Origin of the sequence: Aurantimonas endophytica (assembly GCF_014196845.1) — a bacterium.
Classification (GTDB): domain Bacteria; phylum Pseudomonadota; class Alphaproteobacteria; order Rhizobiales; family Rhizobiaceae; genus Aurantimonas; species Aurantimonas endophytica.
This window is the reverse complement of the sequence record NZ_JACIEM010000006.1, coordinates 378293-392967: the sequence shown is the minus strand read 5'-3', so window position 1 is coordinate 392967 and position 14675 is coordinate 378293. Positions and strand designations below refer to the sequence as shown.

Genomic DNA, 14675 nt, shown 5'->3' with positions numbered 1-14675 from the left:
TCTACGCGTCCCCGGCCGGTTCGGCTACACGATGCCTCGCCTGGGAGAGCGCCGCGAACCGGGGCGATGTGGCGGATATTGACGCGGCGGCGGCGAGCCACCATCTGGGCAAAGGGCCGAGGGACCCTGCCGCTCGCGGGCGAAAGCCATGGTGAATTCCCTTCCCCGTCATCCGTGATGTCCCCATCGAGAGGCATGCGGCCGGCCGGCAAGCGCGAGCTCCCGTTCCCTTCAACGCCGCATGCGACGACCTCGAAAGGTTCAGCAGATGACCGGCATGACTTCGACCATTGCCGCCTTCAAGGCCCAGGCGCGGCGCCTGCGCACCGGCCTCGCCGATGGCGGCCATACGCTCAGCCACGGCGCGGCGCTGGAACTCGTCGCCCGCCAGCACGGCTATCGCGACTGGAACACGCTCAGCGCGCTGGCCGAGCGCGGCCCGACCGTTGCCGACCTGACGATCGGTGCCCCTGTCGCCGGCCGCTATCTCGGCCAGGACTTCACCGGCCGGCTGATCGGCCTGCAGGTGCTGCCGAAGGGCGGGCGGTACCGGGCGACGATCCAGTTCGACGAGCCCGTCGACGTGGTGGCCTTCGAGAGCTTCTCGGCGTTCCGGCGCCGCGTGACCGTCGTGGTCGACGCGAACGGCGCGACGGTCGAGAAGACCTCCAATGGCCAGCCGCATCTGGCGCTGACGCTCTAGATCGCATTGGCGGGCGGGGCCGGGAGCCATGCTTCCGGTCCCGTGGCGAACCCGCCTGGACCACATCCATCCGGGACCGGTGGCGGACCGCCGCGCATACGAGGCAATGCTACTGCAACGACAGGAGGACGCCATGACTGCCGACCCGACCGACACCGGCAAGCGCATCACCATCGAGCCTTACGACGGCCCGGTGGTCGTCAAGTTCCACGGCGCGATCCTCGCCTCGACCGATCACGCGCTGATCCTGAAGGAACGCGGCTACGACCCGGTCTTCTACATCCCGAAGGACCGGGTGGAGATGGGCTTCCTGCAGGAGACCGACCGGCATACGACCTGCCCTTACAAGGGCGAAGCGCGCTACTGGTCGATCGCCGCCGAGGGCGAGGCCGCAGACAATGCGGTATGGGCCTACGACACACCGAAGGACGGCGTTGCGGCGATTGCCGGCCATGTCGCCTTCGACCGGCGGTTCGTGACGATCGACGCCGGCTGAACGCGCACAACGACCGCCGTAGTATCCTCAGCGGTCGCTGTGGCCGAGGTCGCGGGCGGGGTCGAGACGGTCGCGGACCCGCTGCTTGAGGATCTTCGCCTCGGGAAAGCCGCCATCCGCCTTACGCTCCCAGATGGTCTCGCCATCGTAGCCGATCTCGAAGACGCCGCCGGTGCCCGGCACCAGCGCGACCTCGGCGAGGTCGGGGCCGAACGTGGAGAGAAGTTCCTGCGCCATCCAGGCGGCCCGCAGCAGCCACTGGCACTGCGTGCAGTAGGTGATGGTGATCCGCGGGCGGGCGGGGATTTCGGTCATCTTCTGTACTCCTGCTGCTTCCTGCGCTAGGTCCGGTCACGATCCGAAACGGCGCTCCGCCGACCTGCCCCGCTCAACGATCGGCTGCCATGGCGCGCTCCGTCCGTTCCCTTCCCGGCATGCGCCGACGCCGGCTGCGCACCCGCTTCACGCGGACCCGCATCCACCTGCGTCGGCTCTATCACGGGCGCCGGCCGAACGCGCTGCGTTTCCAGATGGCGGTGCTCGTCGTCGATCTCGTGATCATCGCGTTCTTCATTGCCAGCCCGGTCCTGCGCGAGACGGAGGCCTTTTTCGTCGTCGACTATTCGGTCGCGGCGATCCTCGGCCTCGACATCGCCGCCCGCTGCTTCGCCGCACGCGAGCCGCTGCGCTGGCTCCGGCAGCCCTTCGTCCTGCTCGATCTGGTGATCCTGGCGACGCTGCTCTTTCCCAACGAGCTGGTCAATTTCGGCTTCCTGCGCATCGTCCGGCTATGGTCGATCTCACAGAGCGGGGTGCTCTGGCGCCCCTTGCGCCGGTGGGGCTATCCCGAATGGGAGACACCGGGACGCGCCATCGTCAATCTGCTGACGTTCCTGTTCCTGGCCACCGGCTTCATCTACACGACCTTCTTCCGCTACGGCTCCGGCCTCGAAGGCTATATCGACGCGTTCTACTTCACCGTCTCGTCGGTGACGACGACCGGCTACGGCGACATCACCCTGCCCGGCACGTGGGGTAAGCTGACCTCGATCGTCATCATGATCATCGGCATCTCGCTGTTCGTGCGCCTCGCCCAGGCGGTGTTCCGGCCTTACAAGGTGATGTTCCCCTGCCCCGATTGCGGCCTGCAGCGCCATGACGTCGATGCCGTCCACTGCAAGGCCTGCGGGCACATGCTGAAGATCCGCGACGACGGCGTGCACTGACAGGGGCAGCTTGCACCCTGCAAGTTTCCTTGTATGGTTGCAGGATGATCGAGGAAACCGCCGTCACCGCGCTCGCCGCGCTTGCCCACGCCGACCGTCTCAGCGCCTTCCGCATGCTGGTGCGGGCCGGGCCGAACGGCGTGCCATCCGGCGAGATCGCGGAACGACTCGCCATCGCCCCCACCCGGATGAGCTTCCACCTCGCCGCACTCGAGCGCTCCGGCCTCGTACGCTCGTGGCGCGACGGACGGCGCATCCGCTACGCCGCGCATTTCGAGGCGATGCGGGGGCTGCTGGCATTTCTCACCGAGGATTGCTGCGAGGGCCATCCGGAGATCTGCGGCATCGCGGCCGATGCGTGCGGGTGCGATGCCGACGAGACCATCAAGAAAACACAACAGGCCCGGGCGCTTGCCCCGGCCGGGGAGGAGACACGATGACGACCGAAGACCGTCCGATGAACGTCCTGTTCCTGTGTACCCGGAACTCGGCGCGTTCGATCATCGCCGAAAGCATCATGAACCGTACCTACGGGCCGCGGTTCAAGGCCTATTCGGCCGGCAGCGACCCTTCCGGCGAGGTCAACCCGATGACCCTCGACCTCTTGAGGCGTCTCGGCTTTCCGACCGAGGATCTGCGCTCCAAGGCCTGGAAGGATTTTGCCGAGGACCGCGACGACGCGCCGAAGCTCGACTTCGTCTTCACCGTCTGCGACGACGCCGCGGGCGAGACCTGCCCGGTCTGGCCCGGCCAGCCGATGACCGCCCACTGGGGCGTGCCGGATCCGGCCAAGGTCGAAGGCACCGTGAGCGAACGGGCCTTCGCCTTCGCCGACACGTTCCGCATGCTCAACAACCGCATCTCGATCTTCGCGAGCCTGCCGTTCTCCAGCCTCGACAAGATCAGCCTGAAGCACCGGCTCGACAAGATCGGGGCCGTCGACGATGCTGAAACCGGCCGGGAAACGGCCGCCTGACGAAAGGCCCATCATGACCGTCACGATCTACCACAACCCCGATTGCGGCACGTCGCGCAACACGCTGGCGATGATCCGCCAGGCCGGGGAGGATCCGGAAGTCATCGAGTACCTGAAGAATCCGCCGAGCCGCGAGACGCTGATCGAGCTGCTCGACATGATGGGCATGAAGCCGCGCGACATCCTGCGCCAGAAGGGTACGCCCTATGCCGAGCTGGGCCTCGACGATCCGGCGCTCAGCGACGAGGAACTGCTGCAGGCGATGATGGCGCATCCGATCCTGATCAACCGGCCGATCGTCGTGACCGAGAAGGGCGCGCGGCTCTGCCGCCCGTCCGAGACCGTGCTCGACATCCTGCCCGACCCCGCCATCGGCCGCTTCGTCAAGGAAGACGGCGAGATCGTCACGAGGGGGGCGTGACCGGCGCCCCGCCAGACGGCGGCGCGACCGCCCTCGACCTGCCGAACATCGATCTCGCGCAGTTGCGGCGCATCGAGGTGGAGGCGCTTTCCGGACCGGACGCGCCAGCCCATCCGCCGCGGGTGCTCGTGCTTTACGGCTCGATCCGCGAGCGCTCCTATTCGCGCCTGGTGGCGGAGGAAGCCGGACGGCTGCTGCGGTGGTTCGGCTGCGAGGTGAGGACCTTCGACCCGCGCGACCTGCCTTTGCCGGACGGGGCGGCGCCCGAGCATCCGCGGGTCAAGGCGCTGCGTGATCTCGCCATGTGGTCGGAGGCCATGGTCTGGGTGAGCCCCGAGCGTCACGGCGCGATGACCGCGATCATGAAGGCGCAGATCGACTGGCTGCCGCTGTCGCTGGGTGGCGTCCGCCCGACCCAGGGCAAGACGCTCGCCGTCATGCAGGTCAGCGGCGGCTCGCAGAGCTTCAACGCCGTCAACCAGATGCGCATCCTCGGCCGCTGGATGCGGATGATCACCATCCCCAACCAGTCCTCGGTCGCCAAGGCCTTCAACGAATTCGACGAGGCGGGCCGGATGCGGCCTTCTCCCTACTACAACCGCATCGTCGACGTCTGCGAGGAGCTGGTGAAGTTCACCCATCTCACCCGCGGCCGCTCATCCTATCTCACCGACCGGTATTCCGAGCGCGTCGAAAGCGCGGAAGCAGTCTCCCTTCGCGTCAACCAGCGCTCCATCTAGACCGGATCCCCCACCTATGCTCGCCTTTGCGATCTTCATCGCCACGCTCGTCCTCGTCATCTGGCAGCCCAGGGGGCTGGGCATCGGCTGGAGCGCGCTCGCCGGCGCCGCGGTGGCGCTGGCGGCCGGCGTGGTCAGTTTCGCCGACCTCGAGATCGTCTGGCACATCGTCTGGGACGCGACCTTCACCTTCGTCGCGCTGATCATCATCTCGCTGATCCTCGACGAGGCCGGCTTCTTCCACTGGGCGGCGCTGCACGTGGCGCGATGGGGCGGCGGAAGGGGGCGGCGGCTGTTCCCGCTGGTCATCGTGCTGGGCGCCGCGATCGCCGCCGTCTTCGCCAATGACGGGGCGGCACTGCTGCTGACCCCCATCGTGCTGGCCATCCTGCTGCGGCTCGAGTTCCGGCCGGAGGCGGCCTTCGCCTTCATCATCGGCACCGGCTTCGTCGCCGACACGACGAGCCTGCCGCTGGTCATCTCCAACCTCGTGAACATCGTGTCGGCGAATTATTTCGGCATCGGCTTCGACCGTTACGCCGCGGTGATGGTGCCGGTGAATTTCGTCGCGCTGGCGGCGACGCTGCTGGTGCTCTGGGTCTATTATGGCCGCAACGTCCCGGAAACCTACAAGGTCGACGACCTCGAACCGCCCCGCAGCGCGATCCGCGACCATCACGTCTTCCGCGCTGCATTTCCGCTGTTGGGTGTCCTGCTCGTCGCCTATTTCGTCACCGCGCGCTTCGCGGTGCCGATCGCGCTCGTCACCGGCGCGGCGGCGCTGATCCTCGTCGCCATCGCCGGACGGTGGTTCTCGGACGAACAGCCGGTCGTCTCGGTCCCCGGCGTGATGCGCCATGCGCCCTGGCAGATCGTGCTGTTCTCGATCGGCATGTACCTGGTGGTCTACGGGCTGGGGAATGCCGGGCTCACGGACCTTGCCGCCGGGCTGCTGGTCTGGCTCGCCGGCCAGGGGACATTCGTCGCCACGGTCGGCACCGGCTTTGCCGCCGCCATCCTCGCCTCGGTGATGAACAACCTGCCGTCGACGCTGGTCGGGGCGCTCGCCATCGAGCGCGCCGACGTCGCGCCGATCACCCAGGAGCTGATGGTCTACGCCAATGTCATCGGCAACGATCTCGGGCCGAAATTCACCCCGATCGGCAGCCTGGCGACGCTGCTCTGGCTGCACGTCCTCGCCGGCAAGGGCGTGCGCATCGGCTGGGGCCAGTACATGAAGGTCGGCCTGGTGATCACGCCGCCGGTGCTGCTGGCGACGCTGGTCGGCCTGTGGCTGTGGCTGCCGGTGATCAGCGGCTGACCGTCGTCAGACCGCCGGCCACTGGTGGTGGAACACGCCGTCCTTGTCGAGGCGGTGGAAGGTATGCGCCCCGAACAGGTCGCGCTGCGCCTGGGTGAGGTCGGTGGTACCGCGCTTGCGACGGTAATCGTCGAGATAGGCGAGCGCCGCCGACAGCGCCGGCACCGGGATGCCCGCGAGACTCGCTTTGGCGACGACGCGGCGCAGCGCCCCCTGGCCCGCCGAGACGCGGGTGACGAAGTCCTTCGCCTGAAGGAGATTCACCACCGTCTCGCCGCTGTCATAGGCACGGGCGATGTCGTCCAGGAAACGCGAGCGGATGATGCAGCCGGCGCGCCAGATCCGGGCGATTTCGGCCAGCGGCAGGTTCCAGGAGAACTCGTCCGACGCCGCCGCCATGGTGGCATACCCTTGCGCATAGGCGATGATCTTGGCCGTCTCCAGCGCCTCTTCCAGCTCTGTCAGGCTTGCTGCATCGCCGGCAAACCCGCCGGCCTCGGTCGCGATGTCGACATAGAGCGCGCCGGCATCCGCCCGTTCGGCGCGCCGTGAGGATACGCCGCGTGCCGACACGGCGGCCTCGATGGTCGTCGCCCCGACACCCAGCTTCTGCGCCTCGATGACGGCCCAGCGGCCGGTGCCCTTCTGGCCGGCCTCGTCGACGATGACGTCCACCATCGGCCTGCCCGTCTCCGGATCGGTCTCGGCGAGCGTCACGGCGGTGATCTCGATCAGATAGGAGGAGAGGCCGCGGGTGTTCCAGTCGGCGAAGATCTCGGCCATGGCCTTCGGCTCGAGCCCGATGCCGTCGCGCATGATGCCGTAGATCTCGGCGATCATCTGCATGTCGGCATATTCGATGCCGTTGTGGATGGTCTTGACGAAATGCCCGGCGCCGTCCGGCCCGAGCCAGGCGACGCAGGGCTCGCCCTCGTATTGCGCGGCGATGCGCGTCAGGATCGGCGACAGGAGGCCGTAGGTCGCCTCGGCGCCGCCGACCATGATCGATGGGCCGTGCCGGGCGCCGAGTTCGCCGCCCGAAACACCCATGCCGACGAATTGGAGGCCGGTTTCCTCGACCGCCTTCGAGCGGCGGACCGTGTCGTGGAAATCGGCATTGCCGGCATCGATCATCACGTCGCCGGGCGACAGAAGCGGCGCGATCTCGGCCATCTCGTCATCGACGATCTTGCCGGCCGGAACCATGAACAGCACCAGCCGAGGCTGCTTGAGAGAAGCGACGAAGTCTTCCAGTGAGGCGGCGGGGACGACATTGTCGCCGATGCCCGGATTGTCGTCACGCAGGGCGAAGGACTTGGCGCTGGTGCGGTTGTGGACCGCCACCGTGAAGCCCTTCTCGGCGATGTTGAGGGCAAGGTTCGAGCCCATGGTCCCGAGCCCGACGACTCCGATATCGGCGGTCTTGTCGCTCATCCGTCACTCCTGTTTTCCGCCGCGCCCTTCGCGGCCCTGCCCACCGGCTGCGCCGTCAGCTCTTCAGCCGCCACCCGGTACGGAAGATCCATGCGATCACCAGGAGGCTGGCGATCATGAAGAACAGCGTCATGCCGAGGCTGATGCCGATCGACACGTCCGAGGTGCCGTAGAAGGCCCAGCGGAAGCCGCTGATCAGATAGACGACCGGATTGAGCAGGCTGACATTCTGCCAGAACTCCGGCAGCATCCGGATCGAGTAGAAGCTGCCGCCGAGAAAGGCGAGCGGTGTCACGATCAGCAGCGGCACCACCTGCAGCTTCTCGAACCCGTCTGCCCAAATCCCGATGATGAAGCCGAACAGCGCGAAGGTGATCGCCGTCAGCAGCAGGAAAACGATCATCCAGACCGGATGCTCGATCCGCAGGTCGACGAACAGCGTCGCGGTGGCGAGGATGATCAGGCCGAGCATCACCGACTTGGTCGCCGCCGCCCCGACATAGCCGAGGACGATCTCCATCCCGGAGATCGGCGCCGACAGGATCTCGTAGATCGTGCCGGTGAATTTCGGGAAGTAGATGCCGAACGAGGCGTTGGTCAGGCTCTGGGTGAGCAGCGACAACATGATCAGGCCGGGCACGATGAAGGCGCCGTAGGAGACGCCGTCGATTTCGGTGATGCGCGAGCCGATGGCAGCGCCGAAGACGACGAAATAGAGCGAGGTCGAGATGACCGGGGAGATGACGCTCTGCATGATGGTGCGGAAGGTCCGCGCCATCTCGAAGCGGAAGATCGCGACGACGGCGGGGTAGTTCATGCCTTTTCCTCCACCAGTCCGACGAAGATTTCCTCGAGCGTCGACTGCTTTGTCGACAGGTCGCGGAACCTGATGCCGGCTTCCGCCAGCAGCCGCATCAGCGTCGCGATGCCGGTGCGCTCGGCCTGGGTGTCATAGCTGTAAGTCAGAAGCGTCCCGTCCGGGGAAACCGAAAGATCGTACTCGGCAAGGGTTGCCGGCAGGCTCGTCAGAGGCTCCTGCAGCTGCAGCGTCAGTTCCTTATGGCCGAGCTTGCGCATCAGCTCGTTCTTCTCCTCGACGACGATCAGCGCGCCCTGGGAGATCACCCCGACCCGGTCGGCCATCATCTCGGCCTCCTCGATATAGTGGGTGGTCAGGATGACGGTCACGCCGCCCTCGCGCAGGCGCTGGACGACGGCCCACATCTCGCGGCGCAGCGCCACGTCGACGCCCGCCGTCGGCTCGTCGAGGAACAGCACTTCCGGCTCGTGCGACAAGGCCTTGGCGATCATCACGCGGCGCTTCATGCCGCCCGACAGGGTGCGGATCTTGGCGTCCTTCTTGTCCCACAGCGACAGGTCGCGGAGGACCTTCTCGATATGGGCGGGATTCTTCGATCTGCCGAACAGGCCACGGGAGAACGACACCGTGTCCCAGACGGACTCGAAGGCGTCGGTGGTCAGTTCCTGCGGCACCAGGCCGATCATCGAACGCACCGTTCGATAACCCTTGTCGATGTCGTGGCCGGCGACGGTCACCGTGCCGGTCGAGCGATTGACGATGCCGCAGATGATCGAGATCAGCGTCGTCTTGCCGGCACCATTCGGCCCGAGCAGCGCGAAAATCTCGCCGGGCGCAATGTCCAGGTCGATCGATTTCAGCGCCTGGAACCCACCCTTGTAGGTTTTCGAGACGTTGCGGACGGAGAGGATCGGCGGGGGGGATTGGGTCGCGGACATGGTGCCATGGGTTTGAGCAGGCGCTGGCGGAGCCTGGGCGGATCCAGCCTGGTGGCGTGCCGATCCGGCAGATAGGCAGTTCGGCGGCGAGGAAAAGACCAGCCGCCCTGCCTTGTCACCCGCATCTGGATGCGGGCCACCTCAGAGCGCGGAGGCTCCGAGGTCGGACTGTCAGTAGAACGGGTAGGACCGACCGCGGAAGCGGCCCGAGTCGACCTCGCGCTGACGGCGCTCCAGATCGGCGAGCGACACGGACTGGTCGAGATAATCCCGGACGACGTCGCGTCGGCCGTTGCCGCGGAGCAGACCGCGGATAGTGCTGGTAATGTTCATGGCATGTTTCCTTTCGACCATCGAAATAAGGGGTCTTGTGCAACGCAACAATGCGTCCGAACGCAACGCAGCCATGTGGATGCCGGGTAGCGGCGTCGCCCCCGGCACGCTGGGGCTGGCGGCGCGCGTTGCCTCCGCCGCCCGGCCCGACTAGACATCGCAGAACCCTATCGACGCCACCGACGAGGCAGACATGGCCGCCCCCCTCTCCCGCGACGCTCCCAGGGCGCTGCCCTGCCCGGCGCCGGCATCCATCGGCAGGGCGATGCCATGAGCCTGGCTGGAAGGTCCGTCGTCCTGATCATCGGTGGCGGCATCGCCGCCTACAAGTCGCTCGACCTGATCCGGCGCCTGCGCGAACGCGGCGCTTTGGTCCGGCCGGTAATGACGAAAGCGGCGCGCGAGTTCGTGACGCCGCTGGCCGTGGGGGCGCTGTCGGCCTCGAAAGTCTTCGGCGAGCTCTTCGATCGCGAAGACGAGCACGATGTCGGCCATATCAGGCTGGCCCGAGAGGCCGAGCTGATCCTCGTCGCGCCAGCCACCGCCAACCTGATGGCGCGGGCGGCGAACGGCCTGGCCGACGACCTGGCGACGGCGATCCTGCTGGCGGCGAAAGCGCCGATCCTGATGGCACCGGCGATGAACCCCGCCATGTGGGCGCACCCGGCGACACGGCGTAACCTCGCGCAGTTGACGGCAGACGGGGTCCGCTTCATCGGCCCCAATGCCGGCGAGATGGCCGAGACCGGCGAGGCGGGCACCGGGCGCATGGCCGAGCCGATCCAGATCGCCGACGCCGCCGCGGCGCTGCTGGGCGACAGATCGCAGGCATTGGCCGGCAAGCGCATCGTCGTCACCTCCGGGCCGACGCACGAACCGATCGACCCGGTCCGTTACATCGCCAATCGCTCCTCCGGACGGCAGGGCCACGCGATCGCGGCGGCGCTCGCGGCGATCGGCGCAGAGGTCACGCTGGTCAGCGGGCCGGTCAGCATCGCCGACCCGGCGGGCGTCAGCGTGCGGCATGTCGAGACGGCGCGCGAGATGCTGGCCGCGGTGCGCGACGCGCTGCCGGCCGATGCGGCGATCTTCGTCGCCGCCGTCGCCGACTGGCGTGCCGAGGAGACGGCAGCGCGCAAGCTGAAGAAGTCGGCCGACACGCCACCGGCGCTCGCCCTCACCGAGAACCCCGACATCCTCGCGACGATCGGCCATGGCCCGGACCGGCCGCGTCTCGTCGTCGGATTCGCCGCCGAGACCGACGACCTGCTCGCCAACGCAAGGCGCAAGCTCGATCGCAAGGGCGCCGATGCGATCGTCGCCAACGACGTGTCGGGCGAGGATGGCGTGATGGGCGGCGTCGAGAATACGGTCCACATCGTCACCGGCGAGGGCATCGAGGCGTGGCCGAAGCTCGACAAGAGCGAGGTGGCGCGGCGGCTGGCGGCGTGGGTTGCCGAGCGCCTTTCGGGCAAGGAGACGGCATGACCGGCCCGCAGCCGACGATCGGCGTCAGCCGGCTGCCCCACGGCGCCGAGGCCCTTCTGCCGGCCTTCGCGACGGCGGGCGCCGCCGGTGCCGATATCCGTGCGGCGCTGGCCGAGCCGCTGACGCTGATGCCGGGCAGCCGGGCGATGGTGCCGACCGGCCTCGCCTTCGCGATACCCGTCGGCTTCGAGGTGCAGGTCCGACCACGCTCCGGCCTCGCCGCAACGCACGGCGTCACCGTCCTCAACGCGCCCGGCACGATCGACAGCGACTATCGCGGCGAGGTGAAAGTGATCCTGGTCAATCTCGGCGATGTGCCGTTCAAGATCGAGAATGGCGACCGGATCGCCCAGCTGGTGGTGGCGTCGGTGGTCACGGCGCGCTTCGAGGCCCGCGAGACACTGGACGAGACGGACCGCGGCACTGGCGGCTTCGGCTCGACCGGGCGCGGCTGACGCGACCGGGACCCGTTACAGCCGTCGCCCGAAAGAGGACGGTTTTCCTCGGCTCCGCGACGTTTTGGGCGCTCCGACCTCACAAACGGCCTGCATCCGTCCTACCTTGATGCGCAGACAAGGATCGCGGCCCGGGCAGTGGCGCGCGACGAGGGAAGGAGGCGACCATGGACAGACCAGAGACCGAAACCACGGCCCGCACGCACGGGCGCGGACGCATCTACGATTCCATCGTCGACACGATCGGGGACACGCCGATCGTGCGGCTGCAGAAGCTCGCGAGCGAAAAGGGCGTCAAGGCGAATCTTCTCGCCAAGCTGGAATTCTTCAACCCGATCGCCAGCGTCAAGGATCGCATCGGCGTCGCGATGATCGAGAAGCTCGAGGCCGACGGCACGATCACGCCGGGCAAGACGACGCTGGTGGAGCCGACTTCCGGCAACACGGGCATCGCGCTCGCCTTCGCGGCGGCAGCCAAAGGCTACAATCTGATCCTGACCATGCCGGAGACGATGTCGGTCGAGCGTCGCAAGATGCTGCGCCTCCTGGGCGCCGAACTGGTGCTGACCGAGGGCGCCAAGGGCATGAAGGGCGCCATCGCCAAGGCCGAGGAACTGGTCGCGGGCATCCCGAACGCGGTGATGCCGCAGCAGTTCGAGAACCCGGCCAACCCGCAGATCCACCGCGTCACCACGGCGGAGGAGATCTGGAACGACACCAAGGGCGAGATCGACGTACTGGTTTCCGGCATCGGCACCGGCGGCACGATCACCGGCGCCGGCCAGGTGCTCAAGGCCCGCAAGCCGGGCCTCTTGGTGGTCGCCGTGGAGCCGGAGGCCTCGCACGTCCTGTCGGGCGGCGCGCCGGGCCCGCACAAGATCCAGGGCATCGGCGCGGGCTTTGCCCCGGCGATTCTCGACCGCGAGATCTACGACGAGGTCGTGCAGGTGACGAACGAGGAATCCTTCGAACTCGCCCGGCTCGTCGCCCGGCTGGAAGGCGTGCCGGTCGGCATCTCCTCGGGCGCGGCGCTGTCGGCGGCGATCAAGGTCGGGCAGCGGCCGGAGATGGAGGGCAAGAACATCGTCGTGATCATTCCCTCCTTCGCCGAACGCTATCTGTCGACCGCGCTCTTCGACGGGCTCGGCGACGAGGAAGAGGCGGAGCCGCGGCGCGGCGCGCCGTCGATCTGACTTTAAGGGGTGAAGGGTGGACGCCGGCGTCCGCCCTTCACCCGGCCAGGTCCCATGGACTTGTTCGCGGCACTCGAGCGGCTGATGCGAATGGACGAGCGGACATGGCAGCGCCATGCCAGCCCGTGGAGCGTCTGGACTCGTGTCGCCGCCTTTCCGCTGCTGGTCCTCGCCATCTGGAGCCGGGTCTGGATCGGCTGGGGGGCAGCGCCGATCGTCGCGACGATGGCGGTCTTCCTCTATCTCAACCCGCGCCTCTTCCCGCCGCCGCGCCAGCCCGACAACTGGGCCTCCAAGGCGACCTTCGGGGAGCGGGTCTATCTCGCCCGCAAGACCGTGCCGATCCCTCCCCATCACGAGCGAGCAGCAGCCCTGCTGACTGTGGCCGCCCTGATCGGCGCGGCGCTGCTGGTCTATGGCCTGATCGTGCTGCAGGTCACGGCCGTACTTGTCGGCCTGCTTCTGGCGGCAGGTGCCAAGCTCTGGTTCGTCGACAGGATGGTCTGGCTCTTCGAGGACATGAGCCGGGTCGATGCGCGGTATCGCGCCTGGCTGACGCCCGGTCCACATCCACAGGAGCAGGACGCAGGCGTTTGAAGGGTCGCTGACCGCGGGCGTGTGTCGAGAGAGTGGGGTCGAGAAGAACGAACGCGGTCTCTCGCTTGGCCAGGGCCAGGCGGGAGCTGCATATTACCGTGTGCCCAAACGGAAACGCCGCGCGGCGACGGTGTCGCACGCACGGTTCCAGAACGATCGACAGCCCCTGAAAAATCGGGAACTGGAAGCGCGAAATGCGCCGATCAGCACCGGCCAGGCGAGAGCAAAAGCTCCGCCAGGGCCGGTCGCCGAACGAGCCTACCGATCAGCCGAAGGCCGGACGCGGCGTCGGAGCGCCGGGGCGTGCCGACGAGCCGGGCGCACCGGGCCGCAGCTTGCGCTTCGGGCCGGGCAGAAGACCTTCGCGCTGCGCCTGCTTGCGCGCGAGCTTGCGCGAGCGACGGATCGCTTCCTGCTTTTCGCGGGCGCGGCGTTCCGACGGCTTCTCGTAAGCGCGACGCGCCTTCATCTCGCGGAAGACGCCTTCGCGCTGCAGCTTCTTCTTCAGGGCCCGGAGGGCCTGATCGACATTGTTGTCTCTGACGTCGACTTTCAAAACAGCTCCTTCGTTCTAAAAACGGCAAATGCCCGCCGACGCGGGTCATTGCTTGCACCTGGGTCGAAAGACCCTTGTTGGATCAGGCGGCGGGCTTCTTGGCGCGCGCTGCGGGTTTAGCCGCTTTCGGCGCTGCCTTGGCCTTGGTCGCCGTCTTTGTCTTCGCCTTTGCCGCCGGCTTCTTCACCTTCGCAGGTGCCGGCGGTTCGGCGGCGTCCCGCTCCAGCCGAAGCTGCTTGAGACGGGCCGTCTTCTCGCCGCGGGCCTGAGTCTCCGCAGCTATGATCCCGACCGCCGAACCTTTAACGGGACGGTCCGGAGGACCGGAAAGGACGGCTTCGGCGCGTTCCCGCGCCCTTCGAGAGTTGTCCATCGCATGGACCTTCTGTTCGTCTGTGTCGAAGCGCAGCACGCTGCGACGGGAAGGAAACGGCTGAGGCGGCCAACGGATCCCGTCGGCCGCCTCGCCGGTATCAGTTAAAGGCGCTGAACGTTGATCGCCTTCGGGCCCTTGCCGCGCGTGTCCGGCTCGGTGTCGAAGCTGATCTTGTCACCCTCGTTGAGCGAGGAGATGCCTGCGCGCTCGAGTGCGGAAACGTGAAGGAACACGTCCTTCGCGCCGCCATCGGGCGTCACGAATCCGAAACCCTTCGCCTCGTTGAAGAATTTGACGGTACCAGTCTGGCTCATGGAATGACCTTCTGTCGCTTGCCGGCCGCTTCCGGACACGGCTGAAGCCGTCGCACTGCGAACGTCTTCCAGGTTGCTTGTAGACGCGGCAAGCCACGCCCGAAGTTCGGAAAGTTCACAAGGATTCGGCGCAAGGGTCGGTTCCCTGGGCCCATCGGATCAATCCGGGGGCGACCCCTTGCGTGGTCGGAACGTCTGCCAAACTCCGGGTCTGCAAAATACCCGAAGCTCCATTATGAGCCGCGACAACGCCAGACGCAAGAGCATCGCCTTCGCGCCTGCTGCTTC

General features: G+C 67.2%; 20 protein-coding genes. 12 read left to right on the top strand and 8 right to left on the bottom strand.

The window, feature by feature from the left end; all coding sequences use genetic code 11:
* The first annotated feature begins 268 nt into the window (after positions 1-268).
* Complete coding sequence (locus GGR03_RS22270; RefSeq protein WP_252920329.1) at positions 269-703, top strand: glyoxalase superfamily protein; 435 nt, start codon at positions 269-271, stop codon at positions 701-703.
* Positions 704-836: 133 nt separating this feature from the next.
* Positions 837-1199 carry a DUF427 domain-containing protein gene (locus tag GGR03_RS22265; RefSeq protein ID WP_183210974.1) on the top strand — a complete coding sequence of 121 codons (363 nt, stop codon included), beginning with the start codon at positions 837-839 and terminating at the stop codon, positions 1197-1199.
* 27 nt (positions 1200-1226) lie between these two features.
* Here the strand turns inward: GGR03_RS22265 and GGR03_RS22260 are convergent, their stop codons facing one another.
* Entirely contained in the window at positions 1227-1514 is a 288-nt protein-coding gene (locus GGR03_RS22260; RefSeq protein ID WP_183210973.1) for an Rdx family protein, read from the bottom strand.
* 89 nt (positions 1515-1603) lie between these two features.
* On the opposite strand from GGR03_RS22260, the gene GGR03_RS22255 reads away from it, so the two are divergent.
* From GGR03_RS22255 to GGR03_RS22230, 6 genes are read left to right on the top strand one after another with little or no spacing between them, the layout of a single operon-like run.
* Entirely contained in the window at positions 1604-2425 is an 822-nt protein-coding gene (locus tag GGR03_RS22255) for a potassium channel family protein (RefSeq protein ID WP_418884999.1), read from the top strand.
* Positions 2426-2469: 44 nt separating this feature from the next.
* Positions 2470-2865 carry an ArsR/SmtB family transcription factor gene (locus tag GGR03_RS22250; protein WP_183210972.1) on the top strand — a complete coding sequence of 132 codons (396 nt, stop codon included), beginning with the start codon at positions 2470-2472 and terminating at the stop codon, positions 2863-2865.
* Positions 2862-3401, top strand: coding sequence for an arsenate reductase ArsC (locus GGR03_RS22245; RefSeq protein WP_183210971.1), 540 nt, complete (start codon positions 2862-2864; stop codon positions 3399-3401). The genes GGR03_RS22250 and GGR03_RS22245 overlap by 4 nt, the downstream gene beginning before the upstream one ends.
* Positions 3402-3414: 13 nt before the next feature.
* A complete protein-coding gene (arsC, locus tag GGR03_RS22240) occupies positions 3415-3822 on the top strand; it encodes an arsenate reductase (glutaredoxin) (protein WP_183210970.1) in 408 nt (135 codons plus the stop codon).
* Positions 3819-4562: an arsenical resistance protein ArsH gene (arsH, locus tag GGR03_RS22235; RefSeq protein ID WP_343058952.1), complete on the top strand. Its 744-nt coding sequence runs from the start codon at positions 3819-3821 to the stop codon at positions 4560-4562. Before arsC ends, arsH begins: the two co-directional genes overlap by 4 nt.
* Before the next feature lie 16 nt (positions 4563-4578).
* The gene (locus GGR03_RS22230; protein ID WP_183210969.1) at positions 4579-5883 is read left to right on the top strand and encodes an arsenic transporter; all 1305 of its coding nucleotides are present in this window, start codon (positions 4579-4581) and stop codon (positions 5881-5883) included.
* Between the two features lie 6 nt (positions 5884-5889).
* On the opposite strand, the gene gndA is transcribed toward GGR03_RS22230, so the two are convergent.
* From gndA to GGR03_RS22210, 4 genes are all read right to left on the bottom strand, one after another.
* Entirely contained in the window at positions 5890-7317 is a 1428-nt protein-coding gene (gndA, locus tag GGR03_RS22225; RefSeq protein WP_183210968.1) for an NADP-dependent phosphogluconate dehydrogenase, read from the bottom strand.
* A 55-nt stretch (positions 7318-7372) separates the two neighbouring features.
* Positions 7373-8134 carry an ABC transporter permease gene (locus GGR03_RS22220; RefSeq protein ID WP_183210967.1) on the bottom strand — a complete coding sequence of 254 codons (762 nt, stop codon included), beginning with the start codon at positions 8132-8134 and terminating at the stop codon, positions 7373-7375.
* Positions 8131-9075, bottom strand: a complete 945-nt coding sequence (locus GGR03_RS22215; RefSeq protein WP_183210966.1) for an ABC transporter ATP-binding protein — start codon at positions 9073-9075, stop codon at positions 8131-8133. The genes GGR03_RS22220 and GGR03_RS22215 overlap by 4 nt, the downstream gene beginning before the upstream one ends.
* Before the next feature lie 171 nt (positions 9076-9246).
* Positions 9247-9408: a hypothetical protein gene (locus GGR03_RS22210; RefSeq protein WP_183210965.1), complete on the bottom strand. Its 162-nt coding sequence runs from the start codon at positions 9406-9408 to the stop codon at positions 9247-9249.
* A gap of 270 nt (positions 9409-9678) precedes the next feature.
* On the opposite strand from GGR03_RS22210, the gene coaBC reads away from it, so the two are divergent.
* From coaBC to GGR03_RS22190, 4 genes are all read left to right on the top strand, one after another.
* Entirely contained in the window at positions 9679-10896 is a 1218-nt protein-coding gene (gene coaBC, locus GGR03_RS22205) for a bifunctional phosphopantothenoylcysteine decarboxylase/phosphopantothenate--cysteine ligase CoaBC (protein ID WP_183210964.1), read from the top strand.
* Positions 10893-11351: a dUTP diphosphatase gene (gene dut / locus GGR03_RS22200; RefSeq protein ID WP_183210963.1), complete on the top strand. Its 459-nt coding sequence runs from the start codon at positions 10893-10895 to the stop codon at positions 11349-11351. The genes coaBC and dut overlap by 4 nt, the downstream gene beginning before the upstream one ends.
* Before the next feature lie 167 nt (positions 11352-11518).
* On the top strand, positions 11519-12544 hold the full coding sequence (cysK, locus tag GGR03_RS22195) for a cysteine synthase A (protein ID WP_183210962.1): 1026 nt from the start codon (positions 11519-11521) through the stop codon (positions 12542-12544).
* Positions 12545-12598: 54 nt separating this feature from the next.
* Entirely contained in the window at positions 12599-13141 is a 543-nt protein-coding gene (locus GGR03_RS22190; RefSeq protein WP_183210961.1) for a DUF6653 family protein, read from the top strand.
* A 265-nt stretch (positions 13142-13406) separates the two neighbouring features.
* Here GGR03_RS22190 and rpsU read toward each other — a convergent pair whose 3' ends face one another.
* The 3 genes from rpsU to GGR03_RS22175 form a co-directional block, all read right to left on the bottom strand.
* Positions 13407-13697: a 30S ribosomal protein S21 gene (gene rpsU, locus GGR03_RS22185; protein WP_183210960.1), complete on the bottom strand. Its 291-nt coding sequence runs from the start codon at positions 13695-13697 to the stop codon at positions 13407-13409.
* An 82-nt stretch (positions 13698-13779) separates the two neighbouring features.
* On the bottom strand, positions 13780-14109 hold the full coding sequence (locus GGR03_RS22180; protein WP_183210959.1) for a hypothetical protein: 330 nt from the start codon (positions 14107-14109) through the stop codon (positions 13780-13782).
* A 65-nt stretch (positions 14110-14174) separates the two neighbouring features.
* Entirely contained in the window at positions 14175-14387 is a 213-nt protein-coding gene (locus tag GGR03_RS22175) for a cold-shock protein (RefSeq protein WP_183210958.1), read from the bottom strand.
* Positions 14388-14675 lie beyond the last annotated feature (288 nt).

Bases quoted from the DNA above. Each gene is read 5' to 3' on its own strand.
- GGR03_RS22270 (WP_252920329.1), top strand. From the start codon at position 269: ATGACCGGCATGACTTCGACCATTGCCGCCTTCAAGGCCCAGGCGCGG.
- GGR03_RS22265 (WP_183210974.1), top strand. From the start codon at position 837: ATGACTGCCGACCCGACCGACACCGGCAAGCGCATCACCATCGAGCCT.
- GGR03_RS22260 (WP_183210973.1), bottom strand. From the start codon at position 1,514: ATGACCGAAATCCCCGCCCGCCCGCGGATCACCATCACCTACTGCACG.
- GGR03_RS22255 (WP_418884999.1), top strand. From the start codon at position 1,604: ATGGCGCGCTCCGTCCGTTCCCTTCCCGGCATGCGCCGACGCCGGCTG.
- GGR03_RS22250 (WP_183210972.1), top strand. From the start codon at position 2,470: ATGATCGAGGAAACCGCCGTCACCGCGCTCGCCGCGCTTGCCCACGCC.
- GGR03_RS22245 (WP_183210971.1), top strand. From the start codon at position 2,862: ATGACGACCGAAGACCGTCCGATGAACGTCCTGTTCCTGTGTACCCGG.
- arsC (WP_183210970.1), top strand. From the start codon at position 3,415: ATGACCGTCACGATCTACCACAACCCCGATTGCGGCACGTCGCGCAAC.
- GGR03_RS22230 (WP_183210969.1), top strand. From the start codon at position 4,579: ATGCTCGCCTTTGCGATCTTCATCGCCACGCTCGTCCTCGTCATCTGG.
- gndA (WP_183210968.1), bottom strand. From the start codon at position 7,317: ATGAGCGACAAGACCGCCGATATCGGAGTCGTCGGGCTCGGGACCATG.
- GGR03_RS22220 (WP_183210967.1), bottom strand. From the start codon at position 8,134: ATGAACTACCCCGCCGTCGTCGCGATCTTCCGCTTCGAGATGGCGCGG.
- GGR03_RS22215 (WP_183210966.1), bottom strand. From the start codon at position 9,075: ATGTCCGCGACCCAATCCCCCCCGCCGATCCTCTCCGTCCGCAACGTC.
- GGR03_RS22210 (WP_183210965.1), bottom strand. From the start codon at position 9,408: ATGAACATTACCAGCACTATCCGCGGTCTGCTCCGCGGCAACGGCCGA.
- coaBC (WP_183210964.1), top strand. From the start codon at position 9,679: ATGAGCCTGGCTGGAAGGTCCGTCGTCCTGATCATCGGTGGCGGCATC.
- dut (WP_183210963.1), top strand. From the start codon at position 10,893: ATGACCGGCCCGCAGCCGACGATCGGCGTCAGCCGGCTGCCCCACGGC.
- cysK (WP_183210962.1), top strand. From the start codon at position 11,519: ATGGACAGACCAGAGACCGAAACCACGGCCCGCACGCACGGGCGCGGA.
- GGR03_RS22190 (WP_183210961.1), top strand. From the start codon at position 12,599: ATGGACTTGTTCGCGGCACTCGAGCGGCTGATGCGAATGGACGAGCGG.
- GGR03_RS22175 (WP_183210958.1), bottom strand. From the start codon at position 14,387: ATGAGCCAGACTGGTACCGTCAAATTCTTCAACGAGGCGAAGGGTTTC.